26 protein-coding genes, 3 tRNA genes and 1 pseudogene are annotated in these 25,587 nt (G+C 51.5%); 4 read left to right on the top strand and 26 right to left on the bottom strand.

Annotation, left to right across the window (positions count from 1 at the left end):
- Positions 1 to 382: 382 nt before the first annotated feature.
- The 26 genes and pseudogenes from GX659_06305 to GX659_06430 all read right to left on the bottom strand — a co-directional run bounded on the left by GX659_06305 (position 383) and on the right by GX659_06430 (position 21,907).
- Positions 383 to 721: pseudogene (locus GX659_06305) on the bottom strand (hypothetical protein).
- Between the two features lie 467 nt (positions 722 to 1,188).
- Positions 1,189 to 1,262: transfer RNA gene (locus GX659_06310), tRNA-Met, on the bottom strand.
- Positions 1,263 to 1,324: 62 nt separating this feature from the next.
- Positions 1,325 to 1,729: a HEPN domain-containing protein gene (locus GX659_06315; protein ID NLD28399.1), complete on the bottom strand. Its 405-nt coding sequence runs from the start codon at positions 1,727 to 1,729 to the stop codon at positions 1,325 to 1,327.
- 1 nt (position 1,730) lies between these two features.
- Entirely contained in the window at positions 1,731 to 2,303 is a 573-nt protein-coding gene (locus GX659_06320; protein ID NLD28400.1) for a toxin-antitoxin system HicB family antitoxin, read from the bottom strand.
- Positions 2,304 to 2,483: 180 nt separating this feature from the next.
- On the bottom strand, positions 2,484 to 3,590 hold the full coding sequence (locus tag GX659_06325; GenBank protein ID NLD28401.1) for a VCBS repeat-containing protein: 1,107 nt from the start codon (positions 3,588 to 3,590) through the stop codon (positions 2,484 to 2,486).
- Positions 3,591 to 3,592: 2 nt separating this feature from the next.
- Positions 3,593 to 4,504, bottom strand: coding sequence for a GTPase Era (locus tag GX659_06330; protein ID NLD28402.1), 912 nt, complete (start codon positions 4,502 to 4,504; stop codon positions 3,593 to 3,595).
- Positions 4,501 to 5,229, bottom strand: coding sequence for a ribonuclease III (rnc, locus tag GX659_06335; GenBank protein NLD28403.1), 729 nt, complete (start codon positions 5,227 to 5,229; stop codon positions 4,501 to 4,503). Before rnc ends, GX659_06330 begins: the two co-directional genes overlap by 4 nt.
- Positions 5,220 to 6,482 (bottom strand): tRNA (N(6)-L-threonylcarbamoyladenosine(37)-C(2))-methylthiotransferase MtaB, encoded by a 1,263-nt coding sequence (gene mtaB, locus GX659_06340; protein NLD28404.1) that lies wholly within the window; start codon positions 6,480 to 6,482, stop codon positions 5,220 to 5,222. Before mtaB ends, rnc begins: the two co-directional genes overlap by 10 nt.
- Entirely contained in the window at positions 6,479 to 7,531 is a 1,053-nt protein-coding gene (gene mnmA / locus GX659_06345) for a tRNA 2-thiouridine(34) synthase MnmA (GenBank protein NLD28405.1), read from the bottom strand. Before mnmA ends, mtaB begins: the two co-directional genes overlap by 4 nt.
- Positions 7,528 to 8,376, bottom strand: coding sequence for a serine O-acetyltransferase (gene cysE / locus GX659_06350; GenBank protein ID NLD28406.1), 849 nt, complete (start codon positions 8,374 to 8,376; stop codon positions 7,528 to 7,530). The genes mnmA and cysE overlap by 4 nt, the downstream gene beginning before the upstream one ends.
- 31 nt (positions 8,377 to 8,407) lie before the next feature.
- Positions 8,408 to 8,482, bottom strand: a tRNA-Pro gene (locus GX659_06355).
- 103 nt (positions 8,483 to 8,585) lie between these two features.
- Positions 8,586 to 9,038 (bottom strand): MerR family transcriptional regulator, encoded by a 453-nt coding sequence (locus GX659_06360; protein NLD28407.1) that lies wholly within the window; start codon positions 9,036 to 9,038, stop codon positions 8,586 to 8,588.
- Between the two features lie 67 nt (positions 9,039 to 9,105).
- Positions 9,106 to 9,399 carry an integration host factor subunit alpha gene (locus GX659_06365; protein NLD28408.1) on the bottom strand — a complete coding sequence of 98 codons (294 nt, stop codon included), beginning with the start codon at positions 9,397 to 9,399 and terminating at the stop codon, positions 9,106 to 9,108.
- Positions 9,400 to 9,470: 71 nt separating this feature from the next.
- The gene (locus GX659_06370; GenBank protein NLD28409.1) at positions 9,471 to 11,534 is read right to left on the bottom strand and encodes a phenylalanine--tRNA ligase subunit beta; all 2,064 of its coding nucleotides are present in this window, start codon (positions 11,532 to 11,534) and stop codon (positions 9,471 to 9,473) included.
- Entirely contained in the window at positions 11,531 to 12,562 is a 1,032-nt protein-coding gene (gene pheS / locus GX659_06375; GenBank protein ID NLD28410.1) for a phenylalanine--tRNA ligase subunit alpha, read from the bottom strand. Before pheS ends, GX659_06370 begins: the two co-directional genes overlap by 4 nt.
- 58 nt (positions 12,563 to 12,620) lie before the next feature.
- On the bottom strand, positions 12,621 to 12,971 hold the full coding sequence (gene rplT / locus GX659_06380; GenBank protein NLD28411.1) for a 50S ribosomal protein L20: 351 nt from the start codon (positions 12,969 to 12,971) through the stop codon (positions 12,621 to 12,623).
- Between the two features lie 22 nt (positions 12,972 to 12,993).
- On the bottom strand, positions 12,994 to 13,191 hold the full coding sequence (gene rpmI / locus GX659_06385; GenBank protein NLD28412.1) for a 50S ribosomal protein L35: 198 nt from the start codon (positions 13,189 to 13,191) through the stop codon (positions 12,994 to 12,996).
- A gap of 51 nt (positions 13,192 to 13,242) precedes the next feature.
- On the bottom strand, positions 13,243 to 13,899 hold the full coding sequence (infC, locus tag GX659_06390; protein ID NLD28413.1) for a translation initiation factor IF-3: 657 nt from the start codon (positions 13,897 to 13,899) through the stop codon (positions 13,243 to 13,245).
- A 46-nt stretch (positions 13,900 to 13,945) separates the two neighbouring features.
- Positions 13,946 to 15,691 (bottom strand): threonine--tRNA ligase, encoded by a 1,746-nt coding sequence (gene thrS, locus GX659_06395; GenBank protein ID NLD28414.1) that lies wholly within the window; start codon positions 15,689 to 15,691, stop codon positions 13,946 to 13,948.
- A 63-nt stretch (positions 15,692 to 15,754) separates the two neighbouring features.
- A tRNA-Val gene (locus GX659_06400) sits at positions 15,755 to 15,831 on the bottom strand.
- Between the two features lie 205 nt (positions 15,832 to 16,036).
- Entirely contained in the window at positions 16,037 to 16,360 is a 324-nt protein-coding gene (gene trxA / locus GX659_06405; protein ID NLD28415.1) for a thioredoxin, read from the bottom strand.
- A gap of 99 nt (positions 16,361 to 16,459) precedes the next feature.
- The gene (rodA, locus tag GX659_06410) at positions 16,460 to 17,560 is read right to left on the bottom strand and encodes a rod shape-determining protein RodA (GenBank protein ID NLD28416.1); all 1,101 of its coding nucleotides are present in this window, start codon (positions 17,558 to 17,560) and stop codon (positions 16,460 to 16,462) included.
- On the bottom strand, positions 17,557 to 19,476 hold the full coding sequence (gene mrdA, locus GX659_06415; GenBank protein ID NLD28417.1) for a penicillin-binding protein 2: 1,920 nt from the start codon (positions 19,474 to 19,476) through the stop codon (positions 17,557 to 17,559). The genes rodA and mrdA overlap by 4 nt, the downstream gene beginning before the upstream one ends.
- Positions 19,473 to 19,994, bottom strand: a complete 522-nt coding sequence (locus tag GX659_06420) for a hypothetical protein (GenBank protein NLD28418.1) — start codon at positions 19,992 to 19,994, stop codon at positions 19,473 to 19,475. The genes mrdA and GX659_06420 overlap by 4 nt, the downstream gene beginning before the upstream one ends.
- Before the next feature lie 9 nt (positions 19,995 to 20,003).
- Entirely contained in the window at positions 20,004 to 20,870 is an 867-nt protein-coding gene (gene mreC / locus GX659_06425; GenBank protein NLD28419.1) for a rod shape-determining protein MreC, read from the bottom strand.
- Between the two features lie 2 nt (positions 20,871 to 20,872).
- On the bottom strand, positions 20,873 to 21,907 hold the full coding sequence (locus tag GX659_06430) for a rod shape-determining protein (protein NLD28420.1): 1,035 nt from the start codon (positions 21,905 to 21,907) through the stop codon (positions 20,873 to 20,875).
- Positions 21,908 to 22,013: 106 nt separating this feature from the next.
- On the opposite strand from GX659_06430, the gene GX659_06435 reads away from it, so the two are divergent.
- From GX659_06435 to GX659_06450, 4 genes are all read left to right on the top strand, one after another.
- Entirely contained in the window at positions 22,014 to 22,961 is a 948-nt protein-coding gene (locus GX659_06435) for a hypothetical protein (GenBank protein ID NLD28421.1), read from the top strand.
- A 62-nt stretch (positions 22,962 to 23,023) separates the two neighbouring features.
- Entirely contained in the window at positions 23,024 to 24,454 is a 1,431-nt protein-coding gene (locus GX659_06440) for an HD domain-containing protein (GenBank protein ID NLD28422.1), read from the top strand.
- Positions 24,429 to 24,908, top strand: a complete 480-nt coding sequence (locus tag GX659_06445; protein ID NLD28423.1) for a hypothetical protein — start codon at positions 24,429 to 24,431, stop codon at positions 24,906 to 24,908. The genes GX659_06440 and GX659_06445 overlap by 26 nt, the downstream gene beginning before the upstream one ends.
- Complete coding sequence (locus tag GX659_06450) at positions 24,905 to 25,510, top strand: dephospho-CoA kinase (protein NLD28424.1); 606 nt, start codon at positions 24,905 to 24,907, stop codon at positions 25,508 to 25,510. The genes GX659_06445 and GX659_06450 overlap by 4 nt, the downstream gene beginning before the upstream one ends.
- The last annotated feature ends 77 nt before the right edge of the window (positions 25,511 to 25,587 follow it).

Genomic DNA, 25,587 nt, shown 5'->3' on the forward strand with positions numbered 1-25,587 from the left:
GTTTTTCCCCAAGGAGCGCAGGAGCCATTTGGAGCTCCACCACCCCGTCCCCGATATCGGCTTCAGAAATTTCAGGAGACTCCACCAAAAGATTCGCATCAGGTTTAGTTTTTGATCCTTGCGACAAAACGCCTGAGGCGGAACCCGGTGAAGATATCGTTGAGGCAGTCTTGACGAAGGCGATGCAGCGATCAAAGCTCGGGAAGGGTCCAAACTTTTTATCACCTTCGCCGAAAAGTAAAAACTCGCCGGCCCTTTTTTCGTTTTGATCCACGCACTGCGTAACATATCCCTCACAGCGATCGGGATACTTGGAGCCCTGGCATTTTTGTTTCGCGTAATCATCGGGGTCCGGTGAGGAATCAGCCGCCCGGAGGTCAACCTTCGGTTCTGGCTTTGGTTGAGGTTGAGGTTGAGGTTGAGGTTGAGGTTCAGCTTTAGGTTCGGGTTCGGGCTCAGGTTGAGGTTCTGGCCTTACGTCTTCAGATAAATTGTCCCCTTTGCTCCTGAGAAAACCTGCGACAAGGTCGAGGGCGGAATTAGGTTCAGGTTTAGGTTTAGGTTCAGGTTTAGGTTCAGGTTTAGGTTCTGCTTCCGGCCCCAACTCTTCCAACGAGTCATTTTTTTTGCTCCTGAGAAAATCTGCGACAAGATCGAGGGCGGAATTAGGTTGAGGTTGAGGTTGAGGTTGAGGTTGAGGTTGAGGTTGAGGTTGAGGTTGAGGTTGAGACTTGGAAATGCTCTCAGGCTTATCGGCACCCTTTAAAACCCCACATGAGGTCGCAGCAGAACCCACAGAGATAGAATTCTTCATGAAATAATCGGCAGCGCTCATGCACTGTGTAAAGCTGAAGGGGGTAAGATAAAATCCGCTCTCTGTGCATATCCTCCCGCCGACGTACTGGTCTATCTGCATTTCAGTGCACTGCTGCAGGTACTTCTTGCAGTCCTCTGACTTGGAGGGATCGATCCCGCGGGACTGTAGAGATGCCGCAGAACAGATTTGAAGTTTTTTTTCCACTGTGGACATACTAACCCCCTCAAAAATGGAAATTTCCCCAGCCATTATCGTCCTTCCCTGGGAAATGTTGCTAAATTTGGAAATTGTAAACAAATCGGATCCTCAAAGATAACCAACTGATAAATAAACAAAAACGCGGATCGAGCTCTTCCTCGAACCGCGTCTTGTGGCGGAGGACGGGATCGAACCGTCGACCTAGGGGTTATGAATCCCTCGCTCTCACCAACTGAGCTACCCCGCCATAATTCCCAAAAAAGTGCGCCGCATATGCCATAACCGATCTTTTTACGCAAGATGTATTGATCAGAGGACTCCTTTGCAAATAGAGAAGACCCACTTCGCGTCATCGAATGCCTGTTTGGCATCCTCTTCCTTGTAAAATTCCGAGGGAGTAAGGTCTTCGCTCCCGTAAAAAGCCAGCTCTCTATCGCGGCGAAGGTTCCTTGAAACCCTCCCCAACTGGGCGACGTGGGGCTTTACCGAAGCCGGAAGGGCCGCAGCGGCATTCGCAAGAATGTCGCTGACATCGTGAAGCCTCGGAACTTCTACATTGGCGACACGAAGCAGCCCCTTCATGCAAAGCTCCACGATCTCCTGCGCCTCCCTTACAACATCGGCATAACTCTGCCGCTGCATCAGGACTTCAAGTGCTGCAAGCCTGTGGCCCGCCCTAGATATGTAGTCCGCAGCGAGGCTTTTGTTTCTCATATTACCTCCAGATCCAATAAGAATGCCCGTTGGATGTGTATCTTCTGACGCGCCCCTCATCGATCAACTCCTTTATCTTCTTGAAGAGATCGGTCAAGGCGCTCCCGCTCTCATATAAAATTCGTCCGGCAGTGGCGACCTCAAGCCAGAGGCCGCCCGCCCGCTCCGCATCATCTGGAATATTTACAAAGTGTGGATTCAGTGTTGCACCCTCATACCAGATGACGTTGTCGTCCCACCACTTGTAAAGACTTCTCTCAATCGGAGTCCCCCTGTTAAGAACTATGAGGAGATCGATATCGGAGGCTGAAGTAGCATCGCCGGTGGCGTACGACCCGAAGAGGGCCGTCCCGCAAAGGGTGGGACCAAAGTGTTTTTTTAACTGCAGGGAGAGGGCTCTTAAGTCCTCGAAAAAGGCCGGTTCCGGGTCTTGGACTTTCGCCTTCAAACCATCAGCAAGCAGCGAAACACAGAGCTGATTTAATGAGAGCTTTTTAGACCTCGCCATGGCAGATAGGGATTCGTGCATATCTGCTGGAATTCTAAGAACAAATTTCCCTGAACGCGAAGACATGGTACTATAGTACTATGCCAGGTATCGGTGGTCAAGGATCTCGATTGATTTCGGCTTATGACAGCGAGTTACTTTGCTCCGTCTGATGGTTTTACTTTGCTCCGTCTGATGGTTTTATCAAAAATAACAGTGGGTTAGTTTGCTCCGTCCGATAATTTCGTCTGATGATTTTGACGATTTTTAGAAATCAAACCGGAATATTCTGGACGAGGTGCTCTTCATGAAGAAGTCCCCTCCCTCATGGATGATGACGTATATGCTGTCCGAACCCTCCTTGCGGGGTAGAACTGCTAAGTCCACTATCGCGCCGGGAAGCTTCGGGGTCCGCGATTTTTCGACGAGCCCGAGCACCGGATCGGGCCTGAAAAAGACGACCATCGAATCCTTCACGTAGGGAGTTCTTCCGACGATGCTGCGTATCGGCATCTCGTTTTGAACAACCGCCACAAGGATTCCATCCACAGCCTTCATAGCAACCGGAGGGATATCGAATATCGCTATCTCGCTCGATTCCTCGCCCATGACATTTCTCGATGACGCCGGAAGATAGTTGACGCTGCCCCCGAACTTTTCCGAACTCTTCCAGAAGCGTTTGAAGGATCTCTCTTCGCGCCTCATTATCTCAAGCGGTGAATAGCTCTTCTGCAGCAAGACGAAATGCTCCTCTCCCATCTCAGGCAGAATAAGAAAATCGTAAAGCGAAGCGAAGCGTGGCAACAGGAGTTTATCCCTCTTCTTTATTTTTTTGGATATCTCGATCGAATAAACAGGGCCGGAAAAATATTTTTGCCCGCTCCACCATTGCCCGTAAAGCCCATCCTGCTCTCCGCCGGAGATAGCGCGGAAGGACCAGGGAATTTCGCTTTTCACCACGCGGCATCCGGCGGAATCGTAATCGATAAGCATCGCTGTGGGTTTCCCGATTGTAATTGCGGTAACGACCGCCTCGTAATCTCCATCTCCATCGATATCGAATAAATCGAGGCGCGCCCCCTTAGCACCATTTTTGAAATTGCAGCTTGCGCTTCTGACGAAGGCACCATCCTTGAAATGTCCGATCTCAAGAAAATCCCTGTAAAGCAGAATTATTTCCTCATCCTTGTCGCCGTCGAGATCGCCGACTTCAAGCCCCCATGGCATTACATCCATGCGATCGGAGACCCAAGCGTAGGAAAGGACCCCAGCATCTGAGGACAGGGCTTTATCAATGGCAAAAAGAGGTCTAAATGACGCGACGAGGGCGATGACGCAAAGAAATATCGTAAACAACGAAATATTTTTTTTCATATTCAGTCCACCTGATTGGTATAACCGAACTTGCGAATTGAACCGGGGTCCTTCGTCCAGTTGTATTCCACTCTAACGAACAGCTGCAAAAAAACCTTTCCTCCGACCAACTCCTCTATCGCCTCGCGTGAACGGGATCCGATCTCCTTTATTCTCGTTCCGCCCTTGCCTATGACCATCCCTTTCTGCGAATCCTTCTCGACGATGATGGCGGCCTTGATGCGAAAGATGGGATCATCTTCGGTGGCATCGGTAAACTCCTCTATCTCGACGGCCGCGGAATACGGAAGCTCCTGGTGCATCTGCAGGAAGAGCTGTTCGCGTATCAATTCGGCGACCAGAAAACGAACGGAGTGATCGGTAAAAATATCGTCTGGAAAATATTTCGGGCCTTCCGGAAGTCGCCCCTTGATAGCCTCGACGAGCTCACCCATCCCTATCTTCTGCAGAGCTGATATAACCATGAGCTCCTTTGCGCCCCACGCATCGCGATATTTCAAAATCTTCGTCTCGAGTTCGGCGTGCGAGACGAGGTCGGCCTTGTTGATGACGATGAGAGCCCTCTCACTCCCTATCCTCTCGAATAACCCCTTCTCGATCCCGTCCTCATCCACATGATTGGCAGGAATGAGAAGACATACGACATCAGCGTCGTTTATGACCGAATCGACTATATCGTTCATCGCCTCATTTAGAGGCTTGTGTGAGCGATGATACCCAGGGGTATCAAAAAAGATGATCTGTGAACCGGCATCGTTTAGAAGTCCTCTTATCCTGTGCCGCGTGGTCTGCGGCTTTTCGGTCACTATCGAAAGTCTCTCTCCCAATATCGCATTGATGAGTGTGGATTTCCCGGCGTTGGGTCTGCCTACGATCGCAACATATCCAGACTTGAAACCCTTTTCCTCGTTCATAATTCTTCCTCTTCCGAAAACTCCAGCTTCTGCAGGGCTTTTCTTGCAGCCTCCTGCTCGGCGGATTTTTTATTGTGACCTTTTCCAACGCCGAATATTTCATCGTTGATGTACAGGTTTATTTCAAAAATTTTGCGGTGATCCGGCCCCGAGGTGCACATCAGACGGTACTTTGGAACCGTCTTGAAACGGGACTGGGAGACCTCCTGCAGCCTGGTCTTGTAATCCTTCACGAACCCGACCCCTCCCGCACGATCGAGAACCGAGTCGTAGAGCTTCGCTATGAGGTCGAAGGCCTTGCCGAATCCACGGTCGAGATAGACCGCACCGAGCACCGCCTCGAGTGCATCGGAAAGAAGAGAGTGCTTCTCCCTGCCGCCGGTCCCATCTTCCCCTTTTCCGAGATACAAAAATTCGCCGAGTCCGATCTCCTTGGAGATCTCGGCGAGCTGCTCTTCATTTACTATCGCGGCGCGAAGCTTCGACAGCTCTCCCTCCGGATGATCGGGGAATCTTCTCATTAAAAGTGTGCTAACGCCAAGCTCCAAAACGGCATCGCCCAGATACTCGTAACGCTCGTTATGTTCAAGGGGGGAAAGCCTCAGCTCGTTCGTATAGGATTTGTGAGTAAGCGCGCGTTTGAGATAATCCCTGTGTCTGAACTTGTAGCCGAGTTTTTTTTCAAAAACTTTGAGTCTCTTTTTTTCCTGAGTGGTCAGATCCATTTTCCGAATATCCTCATTCCATCAACCCTGTTTATTTCGCCCGTTGCGAGCTCTCCATAGGAAGCTCCTGCGGAAGGCATCGTAACGGAAATCGCATTGTCTGAAAAGGCGGAAACGAAAGGCAGCCCTGCGGGGGGGGAGGTAACGATCAAGCCAAGCTTCGCACCAAGAAAACCTTTTAAAAAGTCCCTCCTTTTTTCCGCTGCGGATTTTCTCAAAGCTGCAGCCCTGCCTCGTACTTCATCCTTTGAAAGATGCCCGTCGATATCGCAGGCCTTTGTACCCGATCTGAGGGAGAAAGGAAAGACGTGAAGCCCCGCGAAGGGAAGCGCCTCGATGCTCTCCATCGCAAGAAGATGATCCTCTTCACTTTCTCCCGGAAAACCGACAATGAGATCGCCCGTTATCGCTATGCCCGGAACCGCGCTGCGCAGAAGCTCCACCGCCTTAAAAATATCAGCGCGCCCATACCCCCTCGACATCAACTTCAGCAGCGAATCGGAAAAACTCTGTATCGAGAGATGAATATGCCTGCAAAGCTTTGCGCCCGCAGAAAAGGCATCAGCGAGCCTGTCGTTTATCATCGCAGGATGAAGAGAGCTGAGCCTGAATCTCGCAGCTATATCTGAGGAGATCAGCCTCTCTACAAGATCGTAAAGCCTCGCACCGCTTCGCGGACAGAGGTACTGCCCTATATCAATGCCGGTTATGACTATTTCAGAATGAAATCGAGAGAGAGATCTGGCGTTTTCAACAACTTCGTCCAAAGAAAGGCTGCGGCTCTTCCCACGCGCGGAAGGCACTATGCAATATGAACAGGTGCGGTCGCAGCCATCCTGAATTCTCATGAACGCCCTCGCCCTGGACTGGCGCATCCGCGAATGACTTATCTCCAAAACCGGGCGGTTGATCTCAGCTATCCTGAAAATTTCCTCAAGAAGCCTTTTTCGATCGGATGTCCCGAATATCGCGTCTATCTCGGAGATGGCGCGCATTGACTCCGCCCCCACCTCTCCCGAACAGCCCGTCGCAAAAACCGCTGCATCCGGATTTCTTCTGCGCGCGCGACGAAGCATCTGGCGGGACTGCTGATCGGCGACAGCGGTCACCGTACAGGTGTTGACGACGTATATGTCGGCCTCTTCTTCGAATTCCACGACCTCCAGCCCGGCCTCCCTGCAGGATTGAAGAAGGGCCTCGGTATCGGTCCAGTTCGCCTTGCATCCCAGCGTTGCAAATGCGACCCGCTTCACAGGATCCACCCCCCACCGATCACCTCATCGCCATCGTAGAAAACGGCAGCCTGCCCCGGAGCGACCCCCGAAACGGGCCTTTCAAAGGAGAGCTTCGCCGTTCCATCACCGGATTGAAAAAACCCTGCGCGCTCGCCGGCATGTGTGGAGCGAATTTTAACCAGAAGATCCTTTCCATTCGAAGGCTCCTCCACAACCCATGAGATATCCCTCACTGAAATCTCTTTTGTTTGCAGCTCTTCCTTGGAGCCGAGAACTATCCGATTGGAGGAAGTATCGATTTTTATCACATACTGGCGCTCGCCCACACCGAAGCCCAGACCGCGGCGCTGCCCTATCGTGTAGCGGTGAATTCCGCTGTGCCGCCCCAGAATTTTTCCGCTTGAATCAACAAAATCCCCCGCCCCGGCGCTTCCACCTGAGGGATGAGACTCCACAAAACTCGCGTAATCATCATCCGGAATAAAGCATATCTCCTGACTCTCCGGTTTCTCTCTGGTTATCAGCCCGTGATCGGAAGCGATCGCACGAATCTCCGTCTTTTTCATTTCACCGATAGGAAATAATATCTTTGAAAGCTGTTCCTGTTTGAGCGTGAAAAGAAAATACGACTGATCCTTGACGAGATCCACTCCGCGAAGGAGGTGAAAGAATCCCCCTTCGCTGACTACCCTTGCGTAATGTCCGGTGGCGACGGCCTTAGCACCTATTCGATCCGCCTCCTCCAAAAGAGCGCCGAATTTCATGTGTTCATTGCAGAGTATGCACGGAGATGGAGTTCTCCCTGCGAGATATTCTTTCACAAAAGACGAAACGACCCTCTCTTCGAAAAGTTTTCGGAAATCCACTATATAGTGTTTGATCCCTATCTGTTCGCATATCCTTGCTGCATCCAGACGATCGCTCGATGAACAACAACTGGCTGACCCAGCCTTGCTGCAGGTCATCAGGTTCATCGAAACGCCCACGACCTCGTGACCGCCTATTTTCAAAAGCAGCGCTGCTACGGAGGAATCTACTCCACCGCTCATTGCGGCAAGGACCTTCACTGCGTCTTTCTCTCCACATCGATCAGCCTTCGTTCAAGCTCATCCACGCTCTTTCTAAGCCCCTGTATTGCATCGCCGAACGGGTCAGGGAGTGTGGCATGCTGAAGGTCGAAGTGATAATCCCCCTCTTTCTTGATAATGGGATCCCTCCTGCGGATCACCTTGCCCGGTATGCCTACGACGGTGGAAAATGGCGGAACGTCATTGATCACAACTGAAGAGCTTCCTATTCTGCTGTCATTTCCGATCGTAACTGGGCCGAGCACGATCGCCCCGGCGCCCACTATGACCCGGTCGTGGAGAGTCGGATGGCGCTTCCCCTTGCTCCAGCTCGTACCACCGAGAGTCACACCCTGATAAAGGGTGCAATCGTCGCCTACCTCCACCGTCTCCCCGATTACGATCCCCATCCCGTGATCTATGAAGAAGCGCTTTCCGATCTTGGCACCTGGATGTATCTCTATTCCGGTTATCCATCTGGCAAAGTGCGAAATACATCTGCCAAAAAGTTTCAGATGATTATTCCACATCGCATGCGCTATGCGATATAGAACCAGAGCATGCAGCCCCGGATAACAGAGCACGATCTCAATCCTGGATCTGGCGGCTGGATCCCGGTCGAAGACCATGGCAAAATCGGATTTTATCGCCTGCATAAATTTTATCATTCTCAAAACCCTTCCTGAAAATATGCCCCGCAATGACTCTTGAAGGTCACCCCGGGGCCAGACTGCACTGATGCCTGTGCAGAAGCCAGCATCAGAAATAGTTACATTATGGTCGAAAAAGATGAAATCCAAAATCACAAAAATCTTCAGCCGAAATTCCTGATCGAAACGAAACATCGCTCTCTCAACCAAAAACAGCTTCCCTCGGTCGGGGCGACGAGATTTGAACTCGTGACCCCTTGCACCCCAAGCAAGTACTCTATCCAGGCTGAGCTACGCCCCGACCAAAAGAAGCTTCAATTCAGTTTTTAAAAAACGATATCTCATCTTCGATTCGCAAGCCACTAGTTACGAGTCACGGACTCTAACGGATCTCCGACAAAAATTCAAACCCGGCCGTGATCCTCCCCGCGAACTATCCCGAGAAGAAGCTCAAGATCCTTCCTGATCTTCTTGAGCGTCTTGCCATGGGCCGGGTTCAGTTTTGAAGTCGCCGCTTCCTGCTCCGCACCCTCGCTGCCGGATGAGGAAAAAACTTCAAGCTGCCTGGGCTCACCATCAACCCTCTCGGGGGCCTGCTCTTTGGTCTCGATCCGCGGAGTCTCTTTGAGCCTCTTACGGGCACCGTTTATCGTATATCTTTCATCATAGAGAAGCTCCTTGATCTTGACGAGCATCTCGACATCGCGGCGCTTGTAAAGCCTCTGACCCGATTTCGACTTCGACGGCTTGATCTCGGTAAACTCCGACTCCCAATATCTCAAGACGTACGGCTCGACATTCAGGAGCTTGCTGACTTCGCCTATTCTGAAATAAAGCTTGTTGGGAATGTTGGGCATGCGTTAAAGCCCCCTTCCCTCCGGAATCATCCGGAGACTGGTTAATTAAAGAGATCAGCCCGCCAAATCACCCAGCCGCCGGCTCCTCGCTGTTGAGCGCCGATTTTAAAACCTGGCTCGGCCTGAAGGTGAGAACCTTCCTGGCAGATATCTCTATCTCTTCGCCAGTCTGCGGATTGCGCCCTATTCTGGGTCTCTTCTGGCGGACGACGAAATTGCCGAATCCGGAGATCTTTATCTTCTCACCCTTTTCGAGAGTCTCCTTCATCGTATCGAACACGAGTTCCACGATTTCGGCCGATTCCTTCTTTGAAAAACCAACCTTTTCGTAAATCTGTTCTATTATCTCAGCCTTCGTCATGCCGTCCTCCCTTCTTCCGGCTGTCGCCCTGGCGAAAATCGCCAGACCGGCTCCGGAATAAAGTTATACTATCATGTCCTGAGCGTCGCGCCCAGCTTAGTCTTTAAAGTTTCAACGATTTTTTCCATCGCCATGCCGACCTCTTCGTCGGTAAGCGTCCTGTCATGAGTTGCAAATCGCATGCTAACCGCCAGACTCTTCTGACCCTCCGGGATTCCCTTCCCCTTGTACAAATCGAATATGGAAACTTTGGTTATCAGAGTTTCTCCGCTATCCTGTATGCTCTTTTCCACTTCGACCGCAGGGATTCGGTCGGGAAGCAGCATCGAGATATCACGTTCCACGAAGGGAAACTTTGAGAGCTCGGCAAACCGCGCCGGCTCTCCGAGAGACATCTCCGCCACAAGTCTAAAATTGATCTCGAACAGGTAAACGCCCCGCTGCAGATCCCACTTGGCGGCGACCTCGGGATGAAGTTCTCCCACGAAGCCAACTCTTTTCCCTCTGCACAGTATGTGGGCAAAACGCCCCGGGTGGAGAAAGGAATATCCCTCTCCCCTCTGAAATATCGTATCGGAATGAATTCCAAGGGCGGCCATAACATTTTCAACGACCCCTTTGGCGTCGTAGAAATCGACATTTTCCTTGGCGCGCTCCCAAGCCCCCAGGTTCCTAGCGCCCGATAAAAGACCGGCAAAACACCTCGTCTCCCTGAAGCCGCCGGCTGAATCCGTCTTCGAAAAAACATTCTGAAAGGCGTATATCCGGGAATCATGCCGATGACGGCTTGCATTTAGCTTGTACACATCAAGCAGCCCCGGAAGCAGCATGGTCCTCATGACGCTTTGATCCGCCGAAATAGGATTGGCAAGCGCAACATGGGTCCCACCGGCCTCCGCAAAAGGCGTCAGCGACTCTGCCGATGTGAAGGCATAGAGAACCGTTTCTGTAAGGCCGGAACCCGCGAGCGCCGACCTGACAGCCGCTTCCTGCTCGAAATATTTCGGACGCGTTATCGATTTCATCGCGACTTCCGGCATCCGGCTGGAAATATTATCGTAGCCGTGCAGCCTCGCGACTTCCTCTATCAGATCCACCTCTCGTTCGATATCCGGGCGAAAGGTAGGAACTGAAACATTCAGTTTGCCCGGAGATGCGGGAGAGACTTTCATCCCGATGCTCTTGATCAATTTCGATATGGCAGCAGGCTTCAGATCTATTCCTAAAATCCTTTTGACCTCGGCGGATGATATCGAAATCTTTCTCGGTAAAATTTTCTTCGGAAAGAGATCGATATGATCCGCGCTTGGAGTGCCGCCCGCACTTTCAACTACCAGTTTCGTCAGAAGGTTGAGGGCGTCGAGCAGCCCCAGCGGATCCACGCCGCGCTCAAATCTTCTGGATGATTCAGATGCGAGACCAAGACGCCTTGAGCTTCTACGCACCCCTTTAGGTTCAAAGAAGGCGCTCTCGAGCAGAAGGGAGTGCGTGTCCTCCCGAACCTCGGAGTTTTCCCCTCCCATTATTCCCGCGAGGGCCACGGGTCCTTCGCCGTCGCATATCATCAGATCCTCACGAGAGAGAATCCTCTCCACACCATCGAGAGCCTTGAACTTCATGCCTTCATCGGCCTGTTTGACGACTATCTTGTTTCCGCGGACCCGGGATAAATCGAAGGCGTGCAGAGGCTGCCCCGTAAGAAGCATGACGTAATTCGTCGCATCGACAACGTTGTTGATCGAACGGACGCCGCATTCGGCGAGGCGCTTGACCATCCAGTCGGGAGATGACCCTATCCTTATCCCTTCAATTATCTTGGCGCAATACCTAGGACACCTCTGGCTGCTCCTCACTGAAACTTTTATGCGCCCCGCCATTTTCCCCTTCCCTTTTACGGAAGCGAAGGAGGGCGGCTTCAGCGGCAAACCGAAGGCGGCGGAAATTTCACGCGCAATTCCAATGATGGAAAGACAGTCGCCGCGATTGGGGGTGACGCCTATTTCGAAGATGCACTCCCCTCCAACGCGCTCGATGGATTCCACCTCGAGGCCTGAGATCGTAAGGGCGAGCGCCAGCTTTTCGGGCTTCGCCTTCACATTCACGTATTGCCTGACCCATCCGAGAGGTAATCTCATCTGAACTGCTCCAAAAATCTCAAATCGTTTTCGTAAAAGAGACGAATGTCGTTGATCGCGTACTTGAGCATCGCTATGCGGTCGACGCCCAATCCGAAAGCAAAGCCGCTGTATTTCTTTGAATCTATCTTCACCGCCTTGAAGACCGCGGGGTCAACCATCCCGCATCCCAATATTTCTAGCCACCCATTCTGTTTGCAGACCCTGCACCCCTTCCCGCCGCAGATGACGCACTGTATGTCTATCTCTGCCGAAGGTTCCGTAAAGGGGAAATAGCTGGGACGAAACCTGACGCCGACGCCCTGCCCAAAAATTCTGTGGCAAAATTCTGAAAGCACGCCCTTCAGGTCGCGCATCGTTATGTGACTGTCGACCATCAGCCCCTCGACCTGAAAGAACATCGGCGAATGGGTTACGTCATTGTCGCGCCTGTAAACCGCACCCGGGAAAATCCCCGCTATCGGCGGCTTGTGATTTTCCATCACATGGATCTGAACCGGGGAGGTGTGGGTGCGAAGCAGCCTTCCACCTTCCACGTAAAAGGTGTCCTGCATATCACGCGCAGGGTGATCGGCTTTGACGTTTAAGGCCTCGAAGTTGTAGTACTCCGTCTCGATCTCGGGACCAGCGTAGATGGAAAAACCCATCCCTGTAAAAACCGTGATGACTTCCCGCATCACACCCATCAGAGGGTGTTCGTGCCCCATCGGTGTACGCCTGCCCGCGAGGGTGATATCGATTTTATCGGAGGCTATCCTGCTATCCCGTAGCTGCTGCTGAAACCCTGAGATAAGAGAAGATATCTTCTCGTCTATTTCCGATTTGAGGATATTGACCTCCTTGCCGATCGCAGGGCGATCTTCGGATGAAAGCGAACCCATCGATTTGAGAACCGATGTAATAAGCCCCTTCTTGCCGAGATATTTGATTCGGCAAAACTCTGCCGCAGCTGCGTCCTTGACGGCCGACAGCTCGGAGCCAGCCTCCGCCCTTATCTCGCCTATTGTCCGAAGCAATTCTTCTTTCATCCCAGACTCTCTCGCAAACAGGTTAAGGAAGAACCAATAGCGCCTCTGGCAATGAGGTCTAGTTCGCCTTCGACCACTCGACCATGGCGGCAAAATCCTGCGGATAGCGCACAGCTATCTCAGAGAGAACTTTTCTGTCCAGCAGGGAGCTTTTTTTCTTAAGACCACCCATGAACTTGCTGAACGAAGTCCCGTTGGCCTTTGCAGCCGCCGAAATTCTGGTCTGCCACAGCGCCCTGAAATCCCTCTTCTTGAGTTTGCGGCCTACATATGCGTGCTGAAGCGCCTTGTCGACGGCCTCCATCGCCGTTCTTACAAGACGGTGCCTGGCTGCATAATAGCCCTTCGCCTTTTTAAGCACCTTGTTGCGGCGACGTCTCGCTTTGAAACCTCTTCTTACCCTTGGCATATCAATCCACCTTTCTTGAAGATCAGCTCGCGCAGAGCAGCTTCCTTATGTTCTTAGTATCCGACTTGGACACATGCGCCTTCGAGCGCAGGCGGCGCTTCTGTTTTCTCGTCTTGCCTGTCAGAATATGACGGAGCTTAGCACGCTTCCTTTTCACCTTGCCTGACTTTTTAGCTTTGAAGCGCTTCGCTGCGCCCTTCCTCGTTTTAAGTTTCGGCATCTTTCACTCCTTTTTACCCCCGGCGAAACGCTTCGCGCGGAGAAGTTTGATTCATTTTGAACCGCCTGAAATTTTTTCGGTGCCGGTTACCCTGTGGACCTCCACCTCAAGCTCCCTCGAGCGCCTCTCAACCGAAGGTTCGTTCAGCTGATCCGGCTCCTTCTTCTCATCCTGACGTTTGGCCGAGGATAGCATGATCATGAGCTGCTTGCCCTCCAACTTTGGATGCGATTCGGCCTCTCCAAGATCCTTAACCTCTTCGATTATCCTCCTCATCCGCTCATGACCGAGATCCAAGTGGGCCATCTCCCTTCCCCTGAACCTAATCGTGACCTTCACCTTGTTGCCTTCCTCCAGAAAACGCTTTATGTGTTTGAGCTTCGTCTGGAAATCATGTTCATCAGTCGAAGGCCTCAGTTTTATCTCCTTTATATGAACGACGACCTGCTTCTTCCGCTGCTCGTGTTTCTTCTTCGCCTGTTCATATTTGAACTTGCCATAGTCCATTATCTTGCAGACCGGCGGGCGGGCCATCGGGGAAATCTCCACCAGGTCGAGGCCCGCATCCTCGGCCCTCCTCAGCGCTTCCCTGGTTATGAAAACACCGAGCTGGCCTCCATCCTCATCTATAAGCCTCACCTCCGGCACCCTGATCCTGAAGTTGATGCGATGTTCATCCTTACGCGGCCTGCGTTCCTCAAACGGCATGACTTTCTTAATGGCTACACCTCCTTGTAAAAATTGTGGAAAAAAATCACCCGTTCCTGCGATTGGTGATTTCATTCAGTATCTTCATTTTAAATTCCTCTACCGACATGGTTCCAAGATCCCCTTCCCCCCTCGAGCGCACCGCCACCGTCGAGGAGTCAGACTCCTTGGCGCCGACGACGAGCATATATGGAACCTTGTTCATCTGGGCATCGCGTATTTTGTAGCCCAGCTTTTCGTTTCTAGAATCGACTTCCACGCGAACTTCGGCGGCTCTCAGATCGTCGGCGACCGACTGTGAATACTTCACAAAATCATCTCCGACTGGAAGAAGCCTGACCTGCACCGGCGCAAGCCACGTCGGGAAAGCCCCTGCGTAGTGTTCTATGAGAACCCCGAAAAACCTCTCTATGCTACCGAGCAGCGCCCGGTGCACGACGTAGGGACGATGCTTCGCGCCATCGACGCCGATGTAATTCATATCGAAGCGTTCGGGAAGGTTGAAATCAAATTGTATCGTGGTCATTTGCCATTCGCGCCCTATGGCGTCTTTGATCTTCAGATCTATCTTGGGACCGTAGAATGCACCGCCCCCTTCATCCATCTCATAGGCGATGTTTTCTTTTTCCACCGCACTCTTGAGAGCTGCAAGCGCCTGATCCCATCTTTCAGGATCACCAACCGCGTCTGCGGGGCGCGTAGCGAGATAAGCCTTTATATCCTTGAACCCAAAGATATCCCACATAAACAAAGAGAACTTCAAGACCTCGGAGATCTCGCTCTCTATCTGTTCGGGAGTGCAGACTATATGCGCATCATCCTGTGTGAAACCCCTCACACGCAAAAGGCCGTGGAGCACCCCGCTCTTCTCATAGCGATATACAGTGCCGAGTTCGGCCCACCTCATCGGCAGATCCCTGTATGAGCGAACGTGCTTTTTGTAGATCATGATGTGGAAGGGGCAGTTCATCGGCTTGATGTAGTAATCGAACTCATCGACACTCATCGGGGAATACATCCCCTCTTTATAAAAATCGAGATGCCCCGAAGTTTCCCAAAGAGCAGCGCGCCCCATGTGCGGCGTATAGAGAATTTCGTAACCGTGTTTATAGTGCTCGGACTTCCAGAAGGCCTCGATCGCGTCGCGTATCCTAGCACCCTTGGGATGCCACAGTATCAGCCCCGGACCGTAGTCATCGAGGCTGGAAAAAAGGTCGAGCTCCTTGCCGAGCTTTCTGTGATCGCGCTTGGCGGCCTCTTCCAAAAGCTTCAGGTATTTTTCAAGTTCTTCCTTGGAAGCAAACGCGGTGCCGTAGATCCTCTGAAGTTGGGCGTTCTTTTCATCCCCACGCCAGTATGCACCCGCTACTTTGAGAAGTTTGAAGACACGAACCTGACCCGTGTGTTCCACATGAGGGCCTCGGCAGAGATCGACGAAATCTCCATGCCTGTAAGCCGTTATAGTTTCCTCTTCAGGTAGTTCATCTATTAATTCAATCTTGTATCTATTATCGGCAAAAAGTTTTTTTGCATCCTCGCGCGAAAGCTCTTCGCGAACAAAAGGCCTCGCCTCGCCGACAATCTTATTCATCACCTTTTCGATCTCTTTGATATCCTCTTCGGTGAATGCATGCTTGAACTCGAAATCGTAATAAAAACCATCCTCGACTGAAGGGCCGATAGTAGGTTTGGCATCCGGAAAAAGGCGAAGCACCGCGTCGGCCATTATGTGCGCAGCCGAGTGACGAAGCATATCCAGATCTATTTGGGGCTTCTCCCTCTTGGAAGACATCGAAATACCTCTTGAAAAAATCCGCCGTTGCCGGCGGAACAGCGCTAAAATCGAGGATGTCCCTGGTGGGCGTAACAGGACTCGAACCTGTGACCCCTACCATGTCAAGGTAGTGCTCTAGCCAACTGAGCTATACGCCCATCAGAAGCACCCTGATTTGTTATTCTTTCCGGGGTCCATCCCCCGGAAAGCCGCGCCTTATTGTCAAAACCCTCAAAAATAATCAAGAATTTTGATATTGAAGGGGGCAAAAAAAGTCAAGGGAATTGATTTTAAAGAAAAAACAATCCACCCCATAAAGGGGTGGATTGATTAACCCACGTAACCCCATGTTTTAAAAACGAATCAACCCTTTGATACCAGTGCGTCAATAGCACCCTTCGGAACATTGCCTATTAGCTGCCCTACGTTCTCACCGTTTTTGAATAAAAGCAGAGTCGGGATACTCCTGATGGCATATCTACCGGCTACATTGGGGCTGCTATCGATGTCTATCTTACAAACCTTGAGCGATCCGATTCTCTCCGAAGCGACCGCCTCGATAGTAGGCGCAAGGGCGCGGCAAGGACCACACCATGAAGCCCAGAAATCTACGAGCACGGGCTTGTCAGACTCGATTACCTCCTGTTGAAAATTACCATCTGTAACCTCAATAACGTGTCCGGCCATATAACCTCCCTGTCAGTTGATATCGGCGAAAGGCCTTCGTATAGGATGAAGAAAAAAATGGCAAGAATTTTGGCTATTGATGTTGGCTATTAGCCTCAATCAAAACATGAACCTCTTCCTGTTTATGCTCAGAAGAATGCCGATGGATGCAAGGATCGCTATCATCGATGAACCGCCGTAGCTCATGAGGGGAAGGGTAACACCGGTCAGGGGCATCAACCCCAAGACCCCACCGAGGTTGATCGCCAGTTGCCAAAATAGAAGCGAGACTACCCCGATAGCTGTGAAGGCGCCAAACCTGTCTCGGGCATGGGCGCCTATATCAACTCCTATCATCAGCAGGGATGCGTAGAGGATCAAAAGCACCAACGAACCGGCGAACCCCCACTCCTCAGCAAAAACTGGAAAAATGAAATCAGTATGTCTTTCAGGTAGATATCTTAATTTATTAATATTACCCTTTAAATATCCCTTCCCGAATATCTGCCCGGAACCGACCGCTATTTTTGACTGCATCAGGTGATAGCCGCTCCCCCTCAAATCCGCCTCGGGGTTCATAAAGGTAAAGATCCTGTCGCGCTGATACTCCTTGAGGCCGAAGTTAAAAACGGCCCAGCCCGCCAATGCAGCTATCAATACGCATATGACGAGGGTTTTAGTTTTCACCTTCGCAAATAGCGCCATGGACACGAATATGCACAGGATAAAAATGGAGGAGCCCATATCCCCCTGAAGAACGATTAACGCAACGACGAGGCTCATCATCAAACCCGGCTGCCAGAGCTCGCGCAGATTGTATCCTTCGGGATTGGGATTGTTCGCAAAAAAGCGGGCAGCTACCAGAATGTAGGCGATCTTTGCAAATTCAGCGGGCTGAATCGAGAAAGATCCTATCTTTATCCATCCGTGCGTCCCCCTCACCGCATCACCGGTAAAGAGCGAGAGCAAAAGCATCGCACAGGCAACTCCGAAGAAGAGGAAAGCGAATCTATAAAAAAACCGGTAGTCCATCATCGCGATGAATATCACCGTCGCAATGCCTATGAGCGTCCAGGCAAGCTGCGACCAGAAGAGGGCCATCGAAACCCCTTCTCCCCAGAAGTAGATGGCGCTGTAAAGATTGACAATGCCGATCAGGACGATCGCCGAAGAGACCCATATGAGGGGCCAGCTCAATGTGGAGGTCTTTTTATACATCAAAAAACCTGTCTTTTCTCCGGACTCTTCTCATTTTTCTTATCCGGTTTTTCCTGTCCGCCGTGTTCGATATCGTAGTATCTCTCGAATAGAGCACCCACAATCGGAGCCGCAGCCGAGGCTCCGAAACCGCCGTGTTCGACGATGACCGCTGCCGCTATCTCCGGTTTGTCAGTCGGAGCGAATCCTATGAACCAACCATGGTCGCGGCACTTCTCTCCGCTGCATTTAGCGGCAGCTTCCATGCTCATGGTTTGCGCTGTACCGGTCTTTCCGCCTATTGAAATCTTGAGTCTCGAAAGTCGGTGCCCCGTTCCCCCTTCTGAAACAACTCCTGTCATCGCATCCTTGACTATTTTCAAAATCGACGGATCGACATCCACGCGCTGTTCATCCTTTGGGGCTTCCCATCTATAGGGCTCTCCCCCCGAGGCGTCGAATGCAGCGTCAACGAGATGAAGTTGGGGAATTTTTCCTCCACCCGCCACTATCGATGTAAAGTAGGCATTTTGAATCGGCGTTACTACATCATAACCCTGACCGATGGAGATCGATATGGTCTCACCCTGCTGCCAGGGAATTCCGAATCTCTTCAGTTTCCATTCGGAAGTTGGAATAAGCCCGGAGGACTCCCCTTCAAGCGGAACTCCGGTCTTTCTGCCAAAGTTGAACATCTTTGCGTATTTCGCAAGGTTGTCGACCCCTGCGCGGAGCCCGGCCACATAGAAATAGACGTCACAGGATGAAACTATCGCCCTATGGACGCTTATGGGACCGTGCCCCCCCTTCGCCCAGCACTTATAAGGCCTACCTCCGAAAAGGAAGGCCCCTCTGCATGTTATATTCTCCTCGGGCTTCACGACCTTTTCACTGAGAGCCGCAATAGCCGTTAGAATTTTATAAGTCGAGGCCGGTGGATATCCGCCTTGTATGGCGCGGTTGAGAAGATATTTATCCGGATGAGAGGATATCTCCTGCCAGTACTGCCCTCCGATGGCAGAAGCCAGTTTATTGAGGTCATAAGAGGGGGAGCTGTACATGGCGAGGATACCGCCCGTTCTCACATCAATCGCAACAGCTCCACCCTTTCTATCGCCGTACATATCGCGCAGAACTTCCTGAAGATCCTTGTCTATCGTAAGTCTGAGATTCGTGCCGGGGATGGCAGGGCGCTTCTCGAGCCCCGATGCGATACCCTGATAATCGACCTCACGACCGACAGCGTTTACGATCCTCTGTTCGTATCCGTCTTCGCCGCGAAGAAGTAAATCCCACCTCTCCTCTATCCCCCTTATGCCGGCGAGATCCCCCGACTTGTATTTTTGAGGATGAAGTTTGGAGAGCTTTTCCAACCTGTCCTTATCTATCTCCCTGACATATCCCAGGACGTGAGTTGCAATATTGGAGTCGGGATAGCTTCTCTGATAACCCACGATGACGTCAACCCCCCTCAAGTCATACGGATCGTCTCCGTCATACCATGGATTCTTTCTTGAGCGTATGAGGGCGACGTCGTCCGGCGTCGCATCACGCTTAACTACCAATGGCTGATATTTAGGCTGCGAATGGCGTTTCGCCCAGATGTTATCGAGCTCCTCTCGAGGTATATTGAGCAACGCACTCAACGACGCGAACATATGCTCCGGATCGGCGACATACTGAGGGATGACGACGACGTCGAATGAGGGCCTGTTATCGACAAGAACCTGCCCCCGCCTGTCGAATATCATCCCACGTGCAGCCGGAATCGTAATCTCCTTGATACTGTTTTGTGTGGAAAAGAAATGGTAATAGGCCCCTTTTATCACTTGGAGATAATAGAGCCGCACGATTACGATAGCTATCAACGCGACTACGAAGATAGTTCCGTATTTGAATCTTCCTTCTATATCTACGGCATATTCCTGGGTCAGCTTCATTTAAGCACCAACCCTTTCGGCTTGGTGATCTTCTCCCAAGAGAGCTCCCAGTACCACCTGAGAAATGGAATCATCACCAAGGCAAGCGCCGCATCCAAGACGGCCTGCGCCGGCATGGAAGTTATCATCACTGACGGATAATCGGCCGTTCCTGTCAGGGCCATGAGAAGAAGCATGGATACCAACTTATCCTCAATGCTTATGATTCCCATCCAAAAAACCAGCGCCATCCCACCCTGAAACGATATCTTGGATATAAGAAGGCGTATTCCCCCGTAAATTACGAGATAGGATATCGTCGACACAGCGAATGGGGCTCCACTTACTATGTCCGACATGATGCCAAAAAATATTATGAGTGAAACGGCCCTGAGAGGTTCCTGATAGAAAGAGAGTGCGGCAACCGCCACCAGGACGAAATCGAATCTGATCGTTTCGACAGGAAGCCCCGCAAGCCAAGTGCTCTCAAGCACGAGAGCCAACAGTCCGTAGAAGGCCATGAGGATAAAATACGTCATCTAAAAACCTCACTGAACGGAATCCGGAGAGGAGAGGTTCTGGGTAACGAGCAGAACCAACACTTCCTGAAGCTCCGCCATATTCTCGAACGGAACGACGTTGGCCTCTAGGAATATTCCATATCTCTCTTTTTTGACGTCGGTGACGCTGCCGACTGGAATTCCCGATGGGAAAACCCTGTCAAAACCCGACGTGACCACAACATCTCCGTCCGCCACATCGCTTATCCTGCGCAGGTATTCTATCCTAGTCAGGTAGTAGCTCGGGCGAAGAGCAGTTTTGACAGCCATTCCAACAACGACCCCTCTTGCCCTGGACCTCTGGACAAGGACATCGACTGCGCTGTTAGGATCGGTTACGAGCAGAACGCGAGAGGCTTTGGATCCAACCGTCGCGACTCTGCCGACAAGCCCTTTGGGACCTACCACCGGCATAAGCGGTCTTACACCATGATCGTGTCCCTTGTTTATGGTGATATTCTTGAATTCTGCCCTTGGATCGTTGGCGATGACCTTTGCGGTAAGCGATTTATGGGAAAAGCTCTTCTCATATGAAAGAAGTTCATGAAGCCTCTCATTCTCTTTCTCAACCTCGGAGAGCTTTATGATCTCCCCCTCCAACAATGCGACCTTCATGCGCAGAGCTTCATTTTCCTTTTCCGCTCCGACGAGTGCAAAATAATGATTCCATACGGAGGAGATGGCACAGCCTATCGAAGTTAGGATTTTTTGGGGTGGGGTGACTACATTCCAGAGAATCTGCTGATACCACGGCGCCCGCCTGTAACCACCCGCCGTGAGGGAAAGAAACGCTATTAGGAGCAGAAACGGGACGAGAAAAGAAAGAAGCCTGGCTTTTCTCCTGAATAAGGCCATGGTCAGGTAACTGTTATCCCTCTGAAGAGATCCAGCCTGTCGAGCGCACGACCTGAGCCGAGCACTACGCAGCTAAGCGGATCGTCGGCGACTATCACCGGCAGCCCTGTCTCTTCACGAAGCAATATATCGAGATTTCTCAGAAGGGCGCCACCTCCGGTAAGAACTATGCCGCGGTCGACTATGTCGGCGGAGAGCTCCGGCGGAGTCCTCTCGAGGGTGATCTTCACCGCATCTACTATGGCATTTACAGGCTCGACGATAGCCTCCCTGATCTCCTCTGAATTGACTTCGAGAGTTTTCGGAACACCTGCGACGAGATCGCGCCCCTTGATCTCCATTGTACGCGCATCACCATCCGGATATGCGGTGCCTATCGCTATTTTAACGGCCTCAGCAGTTCTTTCGCCGATGAGCATATTGTACTTTCTCTTTATGTACTGGATTATCGACTCATCCATCTTATCGCCCGCTATGCGGATCGATTTGGAAAAAACTATTCCACCGAGGGAGATCACGGCGACTTCGGTAGTGCCGCCTCCGACGTCGACGACCATGTTACCGGAGGGCTCGGTGATTGGAAGACCGGCCCCCACCGCAGCAGACATCGGCTCTTCGATGAGGTACACCTCGCGCGCCCCCGCGGACTCCGCGGATTCACGCACCGCCCTCTTCTCAACTTCAGTGACTCCAAAGGGAATACATACGATTATGCGCGGACGTATGAGAGTCTTGCGATTGTGCGCCTTGCGAATGAAGTAACGAAGCATCGCCTCAGTCACTTCAAAATCGGCAATGACGCCATCCTTCATGGGGCGGATCGCTTCGACGCTTCCGGCGGTTCTGCCGAGCATCTCCTTGGCCTCCTTGCCTACGGCAAGAACGCGTTTTATACCGCGGGTATCGCGCTGAACGGCCACCACCGAAGGTTCTGCCGCCACTATCCCCTTGCCCTTCACATATATCAGAGTGTTTGCGGTTCCGAGGTCGATCGCCAAGTCGTTGGAGAAAAACCCAAGTATCGGGTCAAGAATCATATTTTCAAACCCCCTGGTGATAAAGTTGCGTCCGTCTAACAAAGCCCCCTGTAAAGATCAACAAAATTGTTGATTTATAAGGGGCCATCCGCTAGCTTGCCGCGCCATGCTAGACATAATCAGAAAACATTCGAGGTCCTGGGCGATAAAACTGCCGATCATCGCCATAATCATCGTCTTCGCGCTATTTTTCGGCTACAGCGCCATGCGGAACAGCGGGAGATCCGGATCGGACAAACCGGTCGGGACCGTGAACGGGCGCCCCCTTATGGCCTCCCAGTTCAGATACTTCTCTGAAAGCAACATCGGTCAGATAAAGCAGTCCTTGCAGGGCGGCGAAATCCCCGATTTTCTGATGGATATGGCAAAACAAAACACCATGCGCCAGCTCGTTTCCCGCGAAGTGGCGCTCTCCGAGGCCGATGCCCTTGGGGTAGTCATCACGGATTCCCAGCTGGCAAATGAGATAAGGAGCTCTCAAGCTGCTTTTCAAGGCGGAGAATTCGATCCGGCCTTTTATACGGAACGCTTTCTTCCACACTTCAAATCGAGATATGGCCTCTCCTACGAGGATTTCGTGAGGGATGATATGAGAATCTCCTCCTTCGCAAGCATCTTCAAGGGGGTTGGCGAAAAGATAGAACCAGCCAGGTCGCCATCCGACCAGTGGACGTTTTCAGTGGTCGAGCTGCCAGCCGAAGATGGAAATCTCGCATCAGAGCTGCTGGCGCCGTCGGCCAACTGGAAGGATATCCTCTCCAAGAAGGAGCTCTCTGAAAACAAGGTCGGTCCAATATCGGTCGCCCAGAGGGGGAGGATCGCAGGCGGAAATCTCACCGCAAGCGAATACGGTGAGATATTCTCGCTGGAAAAGAAAAACTCCACGACCGGTAAGAGCTACACCAGCGGGGATAAAACCTATGTGATCCGCCTCGTCGAAAAAAAGGTCGGCAAGGAAGATGACAAGGCGGATGCCCCTGACAAACTCGACTTTTTTAGGACTTGGATGTCAAAGCTTCTGGCAAGCGCGAAAGTCGAGTCCTATCTGGAATAAAGCGAGGAATGATCCTTTCCCGCTTCGCCCTGTGCAATAATCGTTCGAGGTAAAATTTTTCAATGAACTCCAGCCTTTCAATTTGCGTCGAAGCCCTCGCCAAGGCGGGCGGCGATCTATACGAAGTAGGCGGACCCGTCCGTGATGCGCTCTTGGGGCGCGATGTCAAAGACCATGACCTGCTTTGCCGCAAACTCACAGCTAGAGAGATTTCCAAAACTCTTTCCAGACTTGGGAAGGTTTCAGCCGTCGGCAAGTCATTCGGCATCGTGAAGTTTTCTGCGCGGGGAAGTGAAAATGAAATCATAGACATCGCCCTCCCCAGAAAAGAAATCTCCACCGGGGCAGGACATAGAGATTTTGAAGTCAACTTCGACCCCGATCTTCCTGTCGAAATAGATCTGGCAAGGCGTGACTTCACTATAAATGCGATGGCCAAGTCTCTATCTGACGGAAAAATAATAGACCCATTCAACGGCAGAGATGACCTTGAAAAACGGTTGATACGGATGGTCTTCCCCAGGGCGTTCGAGGAGGATCCCCTTCGGCTGATACGGGCCGTGCAGTTCGCCGCAAGGTTTGGCTTCAAAATAGAGCATGAAACACTCGAGGCGATGAAAAAATCTTCATCGCTGATCGAAACGGTCTCAGGCGAACGAATAAGCATGGAGCTCGTAAAACTCATGAGTGCGGAAAGACCCTCATACGGATTCGATCTCATGAATGAATGTGGAATCCTGAAGCACGTGCTCCCGGAACTCTACGCGCTGAAAGGAATCAAGCAGGACAAACAGCCGGGCGACGACGTCTACAAACACACCATGCGCGCGCTGGACGCCGCGCGCAGCGATTCCCATATAGAAAATACGGGTTCGCTCGAACTCCTTTTCGCCGCCCTCCTCCACGACATCGGAAAAGCAAAAACGGCATCCTTCAACCAAGAGGCAAATCGAGTCGTATTCTTCGGACACCAGATAGTCTCGGCACGCATGGCCAAAAGATGGATGAACAGGATGAAGCTGGCAAGCTCGGGAGTTGACGAATCCGCAGTCCTGCGCCTGATCGAACACCACATGTTCGAGACAAAGGCATATTTCACCGACCGGGCAATACGCAGGTTCATCTCGAAGATCGGTCCTGATTTGATCTTCAGGCTACTGGACATGCGCCTCTCCGACAACCGCGGCGGAAAGCATCCAAACGGGATCAAAGGGGTCCTCAGGCTTCGCAAGAGGATACGCGAGGAGATGGAAAAAAAGCCCCCGTTCGGACCGCAGGACCTCGCCATCAACGGCCACGACATAATGTCGATGGGAATACCTGAAGGAAAGATGGTCGGCACAATTCTCTCCGCGCTGGTGGAAATCGTGCTGGATAACCCCGAAGAAAACACCCGCGACAAGCTCCTTGCGCTCACGAAAGAAATGGTGGAAAATCCCGAAAAGCTAAACGGGGGGGACGGGCGAGATGAAAGAAAAAAAACTGAATCCTGAAAAATCCGCAAAGCTCGAGGCCAAGGGTGACAAGCTCCTTGCCAAGGGCAAATTCAAAAAGGCGCTAAAAAAATTCAAGGAAGCGATGGAGTTTAACCCCAACCGGGTCGAACTCTACGACAAACTGGTCCAAACGCGCGACGGGCTCGATGAAGACTGGAAGATGGACGACTTCGTAGAATCGGTCAACTGGATGATGAAAAAACAGGAGATCGAAACCCCTCAGATCAAGCACGTCTATGCACAGCTCTCTCCGGAATGGAATGAGGCGCGCATGGTCGCAATAAGCCTTCTCGAGGCTACTGAAGATGAGATCCCGAGGATAATTGAAAAGATGGTCTCGCTCGGCGAAATCGGCACGCGCGCCGCAGCGAGCGTACTGACGGATTTTCGAAAGATAGCAAAGTCAAACTCCGAAGAAAGCACCGAAGAAAAGCAGCAAACTCCGGAATGAAAAATGATCGAACAATCGTGGTCGCGATAACCGGGGGAATAGGCTCCGGAAAATCCTCCGTCCTCTCGATGATGGCGGATCTCGGCGCCAGAGTCATCGATGCGGACAAACTCGCCCGCGAGGCACTTTCGAAAGGGGCGCCAGCATATCTCAAGATGGTTGAAAGATATGGGCCATCAATCCTCGATCAAAATAAGGAAATTGATAGATCCGCTTTGGCATCCATCGCATTTGACTCCGATGATGACCGCACCTTCATCGAGAAAGCGATTCATCCCTTCGTGAAAAATGAGATAAATCGCCTCGCCTCCGAATTTTCAAAGACGGGCACAAGGGTCGTGGCGGCCGAGATCCCCCTTCTCTTCGAGGTCGGATGGGAGAAGGAATTCGGCGCGGTCATCACCGTGGTCACGAATGAGGATGAGGGACTACGCAGGTTCTGTAAAAAGAGAAATATGCCATTAGAAGAGGCCAAAAAACGGTCAAAAGCTCAGATTCCCATCGAAATTAAGGCAAAAAAATCAAACTTCGTCATAAACAATGATGGAACGCCGGAAGAAACCCGTTCCCAGCTCGCCTCGATATTCAAAAAATTGGTATAGTTTTTATATATACCCCACCTCCTATTTTCAACTTACATCCCAAGTTCCCACAACTGTGGAAATCAGGAAAATGATTT

This window comes from Myxococcales bacterium, assembly GCA_012513515.1.
Lineage (GTDB): Bacteria > UBA10199 > UBA10199 > 2-02-FULL-44-16 > JAAZCA01 > JAAZCA01.